We start from the raw sequence: 11,331 nt of genomic DNA, 5'->3' as shown, positions 1-11,331 counted from the left end.
CAGGTGCCCGGACGGCCTCCCCCTCTGTCATCTCAACCTGAGAGCTTCACCGGAACGCGCGGGCGGTCCGGTTTTCACCGTCGGTGAGAGCGGAAGCCGTCGACACCCGCCCTGCTTTCCAGAGTGACCTCGTCCGTGCGGTACGTGTGCCTGAGAGATTCCGGGGAGGATTTGCTCCTTCGGCGCCTCCGATGGTGTCTGGAGGACTCTCCCGCACGGGGTCAGCAGCCGTTGTCAGCGTACCAGCGAGGCCGGGACCCGGACTTTCAAGTGGCCGTTCCACCGATTGTGCCTTTTTGTGGTGCTTACGGATGAGTTTGCGAGGAGTGGAGGGCCCGTGCAGACCGACATCGATCCGCGTCACCTGATCGGCCGCAAGGCGTTCGACCGCAACGGCACCCGGATCGGCACGATCGACGAGGTCTACCTCGACGACGCCACCGGCGTACCGGAGTGGGCGGCGATACGGACCGGCCTGTTCAGCCGGGACGCCTTCGTGCCCCTGGAGCCGAGCGAGCTGATCGAGGGGGCACTCCACGTGCCGTTCGAACGCGCCCTCATCAAGGACGCCCCCGACTTCGGCGTCGGCCGCCACCTCTCCCCGGAGCAGGAGCTTCAGCTGTACCACCACTACGGCCTGGACCTCGCGTCCCCTCCCCCACTCCCGGACCACGACTTCGGCAAACTCGCCGGCAAGGACGACTGACCCCGACACCTGCGCCGGCGGGGGGACACCCCCCTCACCGGGCCACCGGGCCACGGTGCCGAACGCTCGCCCCACCTCGCGATCCCCTGACTCCGCATGCCCTTCGGACCCCCACCGAGGTCACGGTGTCCATGTGTCCGGCGGCCCGGACGCCTCCGTCGGCCGGCCGGCGCCGGGCGGCAGGGACACCAGGGGCAGGGGATCCGCCGGCTCCAGTTCCGGGTCGTCGACTCGGAACGTCTTCACCCGGCCGGGCCCGGACTCGGGCGTCTCGAAGCGCACCGTCACCCGGCCCAGGCCGCTCCCCTGCACCCACCCGTGTCCGAACTCGGCGTGCCGTACGTCGTGGCCCGCCGGCCAGCGTCGCTCGGCCGCCGCCTCCTGGCGGGCGACGGCCTTCTCCTCGGCCGGCTCCTCGGCCTCCGGGGTCTCCTCCCCGGCCCCCGCACCGGCCGCCTGCGCGAACAGGTCCTCCTGGGTGTAGTCGGCCAGCCCGCTGACCCCGACCCCGAGCAGCCGTACGCCGCCCGTGGTGTCCACCGAGTCCAGCAGCCGGGCCGCGGCCTCCCGGACGACCGCCGGGTCGTCGGTGGGGCCCCGCAGCGTCTCGGACCGGGTCAGGGTGGAGAAGTCGTACCGCCGTACCTTCAGCACGATGGTCCGCCCGGACAGCCCGGCCCCGCGCAGCCGGCGCACGCAGCGGTCGGCGAGTCGCTGCACCTCCATCCCCACGCGCACCCGGTCGTGGATGTCCACGTCGTAGGTGTCCTCGACGGACACCGACTTCGTCTCCCGCTCGGCGACCACGGGCCGCTCGTCGCGGGCCAGCGCCATCGCGAACAGCGCGTGCCCGTGCGCCTTGCCCAGCAGCCGCACCAGCTCGTCCTCGCCCGCCTCGGCGATCTCACCGACGGTGTGGATGCCCGCCCTCCGCAGATGGTCACCGGTGGCGGGTCCGACGCCCGGCAGGGTCCGCACCGGCATCGGCTCCAGCATGGCCCGCTCGGTCCCGGGCTCGATCACCACCAGCCCGTCCGGCTTCGCCTGCTCCGACGCGATCTTGGCCAGCATCTTGGAGGCCGCGAGCCCCACGGAGCCGGTCAGTCCCGTCACCGCCCGGATGTCGGCGCGCAGCTTCGTCCCGACCAGCCGGGCCGACCGCTCGTCCCACGCCGTGTCCCCGGCCTCCAGGTCCACGAAGGCCTCATCCAGGCTGAGCGGCTCCACCAACGGCGACAGTGCCCGCAGCAGCGTCATCACCTGCTCGCTGATGGACCGGTACAACGCGAAGCGGGGCACCAGATACGCGGCGTTCGGCGCGAGCCGCCGGGCCTGCCCCATGGGCATCGCGGAGTGGACGCCGAACACGCGGGCCTCGTAGGAGGCGGTGGCGACGACGCCACGGGGTCCGAGTCCGCCCACGACCACCGCCTTCCCGCGCAGACTCGGCTTGGACGCCTGCTCCACCGAGGCGTAGAAGGCATCCATGTCGAGATGCAGGATTGTGGGAGCGGATCTCACATCTCCGATGCTGCCCTACGACACTGACAACGCTCGCGCCGGGCGGGCCGCACGCCACCGCCCGCACGTCACCTGCGCGCCACCGGACGCACCCGATCGGCACCGCCCGGCGTCAGACACCGGTGTCTGGCAACGGCCGGTTGTCAGACACCGGATCCGACACCGGAGTCTGCCGCCGGAGTCGGATCCGGTGTCAGACCGCCTTGTTCCGCCGGCGCGCCAGCTCGTCCATCGGGTTGTGGCCGATCAGCGTCTCGCCCGTGTCGACGCGCTCGCCGTGCAGCTGGGAGAGCGCGTTCTCGACGTCCCGCCACACCACACCCACGGCGATGCCGAAGACGCCCTGGCCGCCCTGGAGCAGGGCGTGGACCTCGTCGGGCGAAGTGCACTCGTAGACCGTCGCCCCGTCGCTCATCAGCGTCATACGCTCCAGGTCGCTGAAGCCCCGCTCGCGCAGGTGCTGGACCGCGGTGCGGATGTTCTGCAGGGACACGCCCGTGTCCAGGAACCGCTTGACGATCTTCAACACGACGACGTCACGGAAGCTGTACAGCCGCTGCGTGCCCGATCCGTGCGCCGGACGCACGCTCGGCTCGACCAGACCCGTCCGGGCCCAGTAGTCGAGCTGGCGGTAGGTGATGCCCGCCGCCGCGCAGGCCGTGGGCCCCCGGTACCCGATGTCCTCGGTCGCCATGGCCACCGCCCCTCCGCCGCTCGGCACAGCCGTCGGTCGCTGTGGAGCGGGATCGATCGCACCGCCGTGCGCGGGATGGCCCCCGCCCGAGCGGGGCGGAAAGCTCTGGGGAGGATACGGCCCGCCCGCCCCGAAAACGCGTCCGGGGGCACCCCCAGCCGTACCGTCGCCGCTGCTTCTCACGCCGACCTCCGTCCTTGACCTGCCTCCTCGACGGTAGGCAGTCACCAAGGGTGCGTCAACGATCGCCACACTCGGCACGCCGAGTGATAATCACCCTAAGAGTGGTTTCCCGTGCCCCGTCGCGGGGAAGGGCTAGCCGAATGCCTCCGGCACGGGCGGTGACCGCCGACGAGGCCGCCACCGGCACCGCTCACTGGTTGCTGGTCCCGAAGTCCTCCGGCGAGATCTGGTCGAGGAACTCGCGGAACTTCTCCACCTCGTCCTCCTGCTCGTCCGGGATGGCGATCCCCGCGTCGTCGAGCACCGTGTCACTGCCGTAGATCGGGGTCCCCGTGCGCAGGGCGAGCGCTATGGCGTCGGACGGGCGGGCGCTGACCTCGACCCCGCTGGCGAAGACAAGCTCGGCGTAGAAGACACCTTCCCGCAGGTCGGTGATGCGCACTTCCGTGAGCTCCTGTCCGACGGCTTCCAGCACGTCCTTGAACAGGTCGTGGGTCAGCGGTCGTGCCGGCGCCATGCCCTGCTGGGCGAAGGCGATGGCCGTCGCCTCCCCGGGGCCGATCCAGATGGGGAGGTAGCGGTCGCCGCCCACTTCACGCAACAGCACGATCGGTTGGTTGGAGGGCATTTCGACCCGGACACCTACGACATCGAGCTCGTTCACACAGCAACCCTAGGCCGTGCCCGGGACGTTTGGGTAGTCGGGCCGGGATCGGGTGGCCGATCCGGCCCGGCTGTGCCTCCCCTGATCAGGGCAGCCGCACCCCGAGCGCCGCCTGCACCAGCGCCGCGTGCAGCTTCACGGTGAGTCCGGCCAGCTCCTTGGTGCGGTCCTCCGCGTGCGCCCGGGTCTGCGGGTTGCGGTGCCGCCGCAGCGGCGCGACGACCTGCTCCACCAGCCCGGCCTCCCGGTCGGCGGCCGCCTTCATGGCCCGCAGATGACGCGGCTCGATCCCGAACCGCCCCAGCTCGGTGATGAGGCCGGCGACGGTGACCGCTTCCGCGTCGTACACACCGTCCCCGACCGGGGTGAGCAGGCCGTACGACTCCCACTCGGCGAGCCGGTGCTCGTCGACCCCGGCGGCGGAGAGCAGCTGGCAGCGCCCGATGCGGGCCGCCGTCGGCTTCTCCGGGCCGGACTCGGCGGCGTCCTCACCGTCACCCGCACGGGTCAGCGCCGGCAGCTGGACGGCCTCGCCGCGCTCCATGGCCGCCAGGTGCTCGCGGATCACCTTGAGCGGCAGATAGTGGTCGCGCTGCATCCGCAGCACATGACCGAGGCGCTCGACGTCCCGCGCGCTGAACTTGCGGTACCCCGACGGGGTCCGGCGCGGCTCGACGAGCCCTTCCGACTCCAGGAAACGGATCTTGGAGATCGTGACCTCGGGGAACTCCTCACGCAGCACACTCAGCACCGCGCCGATGCTCAGCAGTCCGGTGTCCGTGGCGGCGGCGCCGTCGCCGGCACCGCCGCTCGGTGTCTGCAGCATGGACCCTTCCTGGAGTCCCCCGGACCGCGTCCGGGAGGTCAGTAGCTGCGCTGGCTCGCGTAGAAGACCAGCCGGTACTTGCCGATCTGCACCTCGTCGCCGTTGGCCAGGGCGACCTGGTCGATCCGCTCCCGGTTGACGTACGTGCCGTTCAGGCTGCCGACGTCGGCGACCGTGAACGAGCCGTCCGGGCTGCGGCGGAACTCCACGTGCCGACGGGAGACCGTCACGTCGTCGAGGAAGATGTCGCTCTGCGGGTGACGCCCGGCCGTGGTCAGGTCGCCGTCCAGCAGGAAGCGGCTGCCCGAGTTCGGACCGCGGCGCACCACCAGCAGGGCGGAGCCCATCGGCAGCGCGTCGACGGCCGCCTGCGCCTCCGGGGAGAGCGCGGGCATCGCGGTCTGACCGGTGGCCTCGGCGTCGTAGGCCTCGAGACCGGAGATGGAGATCGTGGACGTCGTCTCGGAGGGGCGCTCCGGGGTGACGCCCGGCTTCAGCGGCGCACCGCAGTTGGAACAGAAGCGGCTGTTCTCCGCGTTGCGGTTGCCGCACCTCGAACACACCAGGGCCGACATGGACGGATCCTCCTGCCGCGGCTGCCCGCCGGGGGCGTGGGACGCGTACGGGTCGGAGAACCCTCCGCCCGCACCGGGGCTCGACAGTTGTCCGAAACCTATGCCGCCCGACTGCGCGGGGTCAACGGACGCCGCGCCCTGTCCCGTCTGGTCCCGGAACAGCGGACGCTGATCGTCCGCACCAGGCTGTGCGCGGTGACGAGCGGTCGCGTTGTCGCTGCCCTCTCGCCGCGCGCTCTTGCCGAACAACTTCCCAAACAACTTCACGGGCGATTCCCCTTGACCGAAACAGACCCGCCCGTGGGGCAGGACGAACCCTGACTGAACACATTGGCCGACCCGGACATCTTCACAACGTCCGCCTCCGCCAGACAGTTTCCACCACGCACCACCCAATCGGTGCGCCGACCCCCCGCAACCTCATGCCCTGGCCGGACAACCCCCATGCACCCCCGGTTCACTGCGAGGACGACCGAGCGTAGTCAGGCCGCTTCGGCGCTCGCAAGGCGTCCACAACGATCTTGTCCGCCCGCTCCACGGTAACGGTGGCCTGTTCCTTCTCGAGAGTCTGCACCACGCCTCCGGGGATGTTGAGCGCCGGCTCCAGGTCCTGCGGCTTGCCGATGACCTTGAAACGATAGGGGGACTTGATCTTGTTCCCGTCCACGGAGACTCCGCCGTCCACGTCCGTCAGATACGTGCCGGCTACCACGCGCACACCGTTCACCTGGATCGCCTCGGCACCGGCGGCACGCAGCTCCTGGACGGCGTCGAGCAGCATGTCCGACTCGACCGTCCCCTTCGTGTCCTCGATGGTCATCTCGATGCCGGGCCCCTGCGCGGCCACGGTGCCCGCGAGGACGCCGAGTTGCCGTTCCTTCTCGATCGTCTGCCTGCGGGCCTCCTCGGCCTGGTCGGAGCTGTTCTCCAGCTCGTCCCGCTGCTTCTCGAGACCCTGCTTCTCGTCTTCTAGACGCTCTGTGCGGTCGTCGAGTTCATCGAGGATGCGCACAAGATCTTCCTGACGTGCCCCGCGCAGCGCGCTGTCGGTGTCGCTGGTCGAGGCGACCTGGACGGCGAGGCCGAAACCGAGGCCGAACAGCAGCAGGGCGACGATCAGTTGGGCCCGGGTCACCCGCGGCGGCCACAGCCCCTTCACCAGCCTCTGCCGGCCGGTCAGCACCGGCCCGCCCGGCTCGGCCGCGCCGGCCTCCTCGGGCGGGGCGGTCGCCGCGGGCTCCTCGACGGCCGGCGGGCCGCCCGCGGGCACCTCCGCGGGCAGTTCCCTGCGCAGTCCCGCCGTGGACGACGCCTCGGCGGCGGACCGCGGCGGGGACACCGCGGGGCGTGTCGTCTCGTGCTGTTCTCGCTCGCTCATCTGCCTCACGCCCGGAACACGTGCCGGCGGATCGCCGCCGCGTTGGAGAAGATGCGGATGCCGAGGACGACCACCACACCCGTGGACAACTGCGCCCCCACGCCGAGCTTGTCGCCGAGGAAGACGATCAGCGCGGCCACGACGACGTTCGACAGGAACGACACCACGAAGACCTTGTCGTCGAAGATCCCGTCGAGCATGGCCCGCAGGCCTCCGAACACGGCGTCCAGCGCCGCGACGACGGCGATCGGCAGGTAAGGCTCGACGACCGCCGGAACCTCGGGCCGGACCAACAGCCCGGCCACCACTCCCACGATGAGGCCCAGTACGGCGATCACGATGTGCCCTTCCCGGTTATCGGCTGTGCGGTTCGTACGGTCACACTCGTTGCGGCGGGCAGCCGGACGTCGTCCTCCACGGACAGCGCCGTCCGGATGCCGTAGTTCTCCTGCAGGGCATGCAGATACAGCCCGTCGGCGCCGTTCTGGAAGAGGTCGCTCAGCTCTTCGCCGTCCCCCACCGCCAGCACCGTGTACGGCGGCACCAGCGGCTTGTTGTCGACCAGTATCGCGTCTCCCGCCGCCCTGATCGCCGACAGGGCGGTCAGCCGCTGCCCGTTGATGGACACGGCCTCGGCGCCGGACTCCCACAGGCCGTTGACCACCCGCTGCAGATCCCGGTCCCGGACCCGGCCGGTGTCGGAGAAGCCGGAGGTCGACCTCGGGTCGCCGTCGCCCCCGCCGGTGGTGTCCTCGGCGTCGTTCACCACGAGTCGCACGCCCGGGCCGTGCACGGGCGTGGCTCCCGACAGGACGCCCATCAGCGTCGACCGGTCGCCTCCGCTGTCCCGGAGCGCCTCACGCTGCCGTGCGCTCACCTCGGTGCGCAGCTCGTCGACGCTCTGCTCCAGCCGGTCCGCGGCGGCGGTCTCCTCGTCGATCCGGTCGATCAGTTCCTCGCGCTCCTTGGCGACGACCGGAGCGGCGACCCGGGCCTGGGCCGCGCCGACGGTGACCACACAGGCGGCGAGGACCAGACCGGCGGCCAGGCCGAGCTTCGCGCGCAGCGTCCTCGGCATGCCGCCGGTCCCCTGGCTCCGCTTGCGGGCGGCCGCCTCGGCGTAGCCGTCGTCGAGACTGTGGTCCATGACGTTGGTGATCAACGACATGGACGCGTCCGGGCGCGCGGGCCGCGCGCGTGTGCTCCGAACGGGGGGTTGCTGCGGCATGCCGCACATCGTCGCACGCCGCGCCCCCTACCTCCGAACGGCCCCGGGGGGGGGGGGGGGGGGGGGGGGGGGCGGGGGGCGCCGCCCCCCCCCCCCCCCCCCCCCGCCGGTCAATCGGCAGGGCGCGGGACGGTCACCTGCCGGCGCTGTCCACCACGGCCGACCACTCGTCGAGCAGCGCCTGCGCGGAGGCGTCGTCGGGGCCCTCGGCCCACAGATGGGTGACGGCCTCCGCCGGGTCGGGCAGCACCATCACCCAGCGCCCGTCGGCCTCCACCACGCGCACCCCGTCGGTGGTGTCCACGGAGCGGTCTCCGGCGGCCTCGACCACCCGCCGCATCACCAGGCCCTTGACGGCCCACGGGGTCGCCAGGTCCCGCTTGAGGACGTGCGCCCGCGGGATGCGGGCGTCGATCTGGCTCAGCGTGAGCTGGGTCCGCGCGACCAGCCCGATGAGCCGCACGAACGCGGCGGTGCCGTCGTAGACGCTGCTGAACTCGGGGACGATGAAGCCGCCCTTGCCGTCGCCGCCGAAGATCGTCCCTTCCTCACCGCCGACGCGCGTGAGGTCGTCGGGCGACGTGGTCGTCCACTCCACCTGGGTGCCGTGGTACGCCGCCACCTGCTCGGCGATCCTCGTGGTGGTCACCGGCAGCGCGACACGGCCGCTGCGCCGCTCGGAGGCGACCAGGTCGAGCATGACGAGCAGCGCCCGGTCGTCCTCGACGATCCGCCCCTTCTCGTCGACCAGAGACAGCCGCTCGCCGACGGGGTCGAACCGCACGCCGAAGGCGGCACCGGAGGACGCCACGATCTCGCCGAGGCGGACCAGGCCGGAGCGGCGCATGTCGGCCGTCTCGGTCGGCCGGGACTCGTCGAGACCGGGGTTGATGGTCAGCGAGTCGACGCCCAGCTTGCCGAGCAGGCTGGGCAGCACCAGACCGGCGCTGCCGTTGGACGCGTCGACGACGACCTTCAGCCCGGACTCGGCGATCCCGTTGATGTCGACGTTGCGCAGCAGGGACCCGGTGTAGGAGTCGAAGACGCTCGCCGGGAAGTGCAGGTCACCGATCTCGCCGGGGAAGGCGCGCCGGTACTCCTGGCGCGCGAACACCCGGTCCAGCTTGCGCTGGCTGCCCTGCGACAGGTCGGCGCCCTGGCCGTCGAAGAACATGATGTCGACGGAGTCCGGCACACCCGGCGTGGTGCGGATCATGATGCCGCCGGCGCTGCCCCGCGCGGTCTGCTGACGCGCCACGGGCAGCGGCACGTTCTCCAGGTCGCGTACGTCGATGGCGCTGGCCTGGAGCGCGGAGATGACCGCCCGCTTGAGCGCACGGGCACCACGGGAGTGGTCGCGGGCCGTGGTGACGGTCGAGCCCTTCTTCAGGGTCGTCGCGTAGGCGCCGGCGAGGCGGACGGCGAGCTCTGGGGTGATCTCGACGTTCAGGATGCCGGACACACCGCGGGCACCGAACAGGTGCGCCTGGCCCCTGGACTCCCAGATCACCGAGGTGTTGACGAAGGCGCCGGCCTCGATGGTCTTGAACGGGTAGACCCGCACGTTGCCCTGGACGATCGATTCTTCGCCGATCAGGCACTCGTCACCGATGACGGCGCCGTCCTCGATCCGCGCGGCCCGCATGATGTCGGTGTTCTTGCCGACGACGCAGCCCCGCAGGTTGCTGTGCGGACCGACGTACACGTTGTCGTGCACCACGGCCTTGTGCAGGAAGGCTCCGCTCTTCACGACGACGTTGGAGCCCACCACCGTGTGCTCGCGGATCTCGGCGCCGGCCTCCACCTTGGCGTAGTCGCCGATGTAGAGCGGGCCGCGGAGCTGGGCGTCGGGGTGCACCTCGGCGCCTTCGGCGACCCACACACCGGGCGAGATCTCGAAGCCGTCGATGTCGACGTCGACCTTGCCCTCGAGCACGTCGGCCTGCGCCTTGACGTAGCTCTCGTGGGTGCCGACGTCCTCCCAGTAGCCCTCGGCGACGTAGCCGTAGACGGGCTTGCCTTCCTTCATCAGCTGCGGGAAGACGTCACCGGACCAGTCGACGGGGACGTCGGGCTCGACGTAGTCGAAGACCTCGGGCTCCATCACGTAGATGCCGGTGTTCACCGTGTCGGAGAAGACCTGGCCCCAGGTGGGCTTCTCGAGGAAGCGCTCGACCTTGCCCTCGTCGTCGACGATGGTGATGCCGAATTCCAGCGGGTTGGGCACGCGGGTCAGGCAGACTGTGACCAGGGCGCCCTTTTCCTTGTGAAAATTGATCAGCTCGGTGAGGTCGAAGTCCGTGAGGGCATCGCCGGAGATGACGAGAAAGGCATCGTCCTTCAATGCCTCCTCGGCGTTCTTGACGCTCCCGGCGGTACCGAGTGGCTTCTCCTCATTGGCATAGGTGAGCTCCATTCCGAGCTCCTCGCCGTCACCGAAGTAGTTCTTGACGAGAGAAGCAAGGAACTGGACAGTCACAACGGTTTCGTTGAGCCCGTGCCTTTTGAGCAGCCGCAGAACGTGCTCCATGATCGGCCGGTTGGCCACCGGCAGGAGCGGCTTGGGCATGCTTGAGGTCATGGGGCGAAGACGGGTGCCTTCGCCCCCGGCCATCACGACGGCCTTCATGTCGGAAGCGTCCTCCTCGAAGAGACGACGGTCTGGCCGACTTCACCCGCCAGGATTGCCGCACACATATTCAGCGTGAGACATCGCGCGCCACGTTGCGCGTGAGGAAGCGAGTCAATCGGCCATGGTGTCCGCACGGATCAGACGGCGGACTTGGACCACATAGAGCACTCCTGCCCACCAATAGAGGGTTGTACCCCATCCGGCGAACGCCCAGCCGAAAATAGCAGCGAGTGACGAGATCCAGCCACTTCCGTCACTGAGCAGGAGCAGCGGGAAGGCATACATCAGGTTGAAGGTGGCGGCCTTCCCCAGGAAGTTCACCTGCGGCGGCGGATAGCCGTGGCGCCGCAGGACGCCCACCATGACCAGGAGGACCAGCTCCCGTGCCAGCAGCACGAGGGTCAGCCAGAGCGGCAGGATCTCCCGCCAGGTGAGTCCGACCAGGGTCGAGAGAATGTAGAGCCGGTCGGCCGCGGGGTCGAGCAGCCGGCCGAGGCTGCTGACCTGGTTCCACCGCCGGGCGAGCTTGCCGTCCAGGTAGTCGCTGACGCCGCTGAAGGCCAGCACCAGGAGCGCCCAGCCGTCGCTCTTCGGACCGCCGAACTCCGGCCGCAGAATCAGCCAGAGAAACAGAGGTACGCCGACGAGCCGCGCCATGCTGAGCATGTTCGGGATGGTGAGGACACGGTCTGTCTGGACCCGTGTCTCCTGGACCTCCACCCGGGATCCTCCTGTGGGAAACGTGTCGATGATGCTCACTGACCTTACCTCAACGCAAAAAAGCTCTGGCCCTCGGGCTGCGTGCCCAAGAGCCAGAGCTCTAAAAGGAGTTCGGCGGCGTCCTACTCTCCCACAGGGTCCCCCCTGCAGTACCATCGGCGCTGTAAGGCTTAGCTTCCGGGTTCGGAATGTAACCGGGCGTTT

The 11,331-nt window shown here is 70.2% G+C and carries 11 protein-coding genes, 1 rRNA gene and 1 riboswitch; of the genes, 1 reads left to right on the top strand and 11 read right to left on the bottom strand.

The window, feature by feature from the left end; all coding sequences use genetic code 11:
* Positions 1 to 128 precede the first annotated feature (128 nt).
* Positions 129 to 224, bottom strand: a riboswitch (glycine riboswitch).
* Between the two features lie 113 nt (positions 225 to 337).
* A complete protein-coding gene (locus ACIF8S_RS28960) occupies positions 338 to 706 on the top strand; it encodes a PRC-barrel domain-containing protein (protein WP_024888481.1) in 369 nt (122 codons plus the stop codon).
* A gap of 120 nt (positions 707 to 826) precedes the next feature.
* Here the strand turns inward: ACIF8S_RS28960 and ACIF8S_RS28955 are convergent, their stop codons facing one another.
* The 11 genes from ACIF8S_RS28955 to rrf form a co-directional block, all read right to left on the bottom strand.
* Complete coding sequence (locus ACIF8S_RS28955) at positions 827 to 2,227, bottom strand: DNA polymerase IV (protein ID WP_400002995.1); 1,401 nt, start codon at positions 2,225 to 2,227, stop codon at positions 827 to 829.
* A 193-nt stretch (positions 2,228 to 2,420) separates the two neighbouring features.
* Positions 2,421 to 3,104, bottom strand: a complete 684-nt coding sequence (locus tag ACIF8S_RS28950) for a MerR family transcriptional regulator (RefSeq protein ID WP_400002993.1) — start codon at positions 3,102 to 3,104, stop codon at positions 2,421 to 2,423.
* Between the two features lie 190 nt (positions 3,105 to 3,294).
* Positions 3,295 to 3,768 carry a bifunctional nuclease family protein gene (locus ACIF8S_RS28945; protein WP_004934251.1) on the bottom strand — a complete coding sequence of 158 codons (474 nt, stop codon included), beginning with the start codon at positions 3,766 to 3,768 and terminating at the stop codon, positions 3,295 to 3,297.
* A gap of 85 nt (positions 3,769 to 3,853) precedes the next feature.
* On the bottom strand, positions 3,854 to 4,594 hold the full coding sequence (locus ACIF8S_RS28940; protein ID WP_400002991.1) for a MerR family transcriptional regulator: 741 nt from the start codon (positions 4,592 to 4,594) through the stop codon (positions 3,854 to 3,856).
* A 38-nt stretch (positions 4,595 to 4,632) separates the two neighbouring features.
* Positions 4,633 to 5,565, bottom strand: coding sequence for an FHA domain-containing protein (locus tag ACIF8S_RS28935; RefSeq protein ID WP_400002990.1), 933 nt, complete (start codon positions 5,563 to 5,565; stop codon positions 4,633 to 4,635).
* A gap of 61 nt (positions 5,566 to 5,626) precedes the next feature.
* Positions 5,627 to 6,547 carry a DUF881 domain-containing protein gene (locus ACIF8S_RS28930; protein ID WP_400002989.1) on the bottom strand — a complete coding sequence of 307 codons (921 nt, stop codon included), beginning with the start codon at positions 6,545 to 6,547 and terminating at the stop codon, positions 5,627 to 5,629.
* A gap of 5 nt (positions 6,548 to 6,552) precedes the next feature.
* A complete protein-coding gene (locus tag ACIF8S_RS28925) occupies positions 6,553 to 6,885 on the bottom strand; it encodes a small basic family protein (RefSeq protein WP_006134295.1) in 333 nt (110 codons plus the stop codon).
* A complete protein-coding gene (locus ACIF8S_RS28920) occupies positions 6,882 to 7,784 on the bottom strand; it encodes a DUF881 domain-containing protein (RefSeq protein ID WP_400002987.1) in 903 nt (300 codons plus the stop codon). The genes ACIF8S_RS28925 and ACIF8S_RS28920 overlap by 4 nt, the downstream gene beginning before the upstream one ends.
* Before the next feature lie 124 nt (positions 7,785 to 7,908).
* Entirely contained in the window at positions 7,909 to 10,404 is a 2,496-nt protein-coding gene (locus tag ACIF8S_RS28915; protein ID WP_400002986.1) for a sugar phosphate nucleotidyltransferase, read from the bottom strand.
* Between the two features lie 114 nt (positions 10,405 to 10,518).
* Positions 10,519 to 11,127 (bottom strand): CDP-alcohol phosphatidyltransferase family protein, encoded by a 609-nt coding sequence (locus ACIF8S_RS28910; protein ID WP_349799916.1) that lies wholly within the window; start codon positions 11,125 to 11,127, stop codon positions 10,519 to 10,521.
* 109 nt (positions 11,128 to 11,236) lie between these two features.
* A 5S ribosomal RNA gene (gene rrf, locus ACIF8S_RS28905) occupies positions 11,237 to 11,331 on the bottom strand; the annotation flags it as partial.

Source organism: Streptomyces sp. NPDC085937, from assembly GCF_044540535.1.
Lineage (GTDB): Bacteria > Actinomycetota > Actinomycetes > Streptomycetales > Streptomycetaceae > Streptomyces.
Note: the sequence above shows the minus strand (reverse complement) of the source record. Positions and strands in the feature narration are given on the sequence as shown.

Coding starts and splice junctions, on each gene's coding strand:
- ACIF8S_RS28940 (WP_400002991.1), bottom strand. CDS start 4,594: ATGCTGCAGACACCGAGCGGCGGTGCCGGCGACGGCGCCGCCGCCACG.
- ACIF8S_RS28930 (WP_400002989.1), bottom strand. CDS start 6,547: ATGAGCGAGCGAGAACAGCACGAGACGACACGCCCCGCGGTGTCCCCG.
- ACIF8S_RS28920 (WP_400002987.1), bottom strand. CDS start 7,784: ATGTGCGGCATGCCGCAGCAACCCCCCGTTCGGAGCACACGCGCGCGG.
- ACIF8S_RS28915 (WP_400002986.1), bottom strand. CDS start 10,404: ATGAAGGCCGTCGTGATGGCCGGGGGCGAAGGCACCCGTCTTCGCCCC.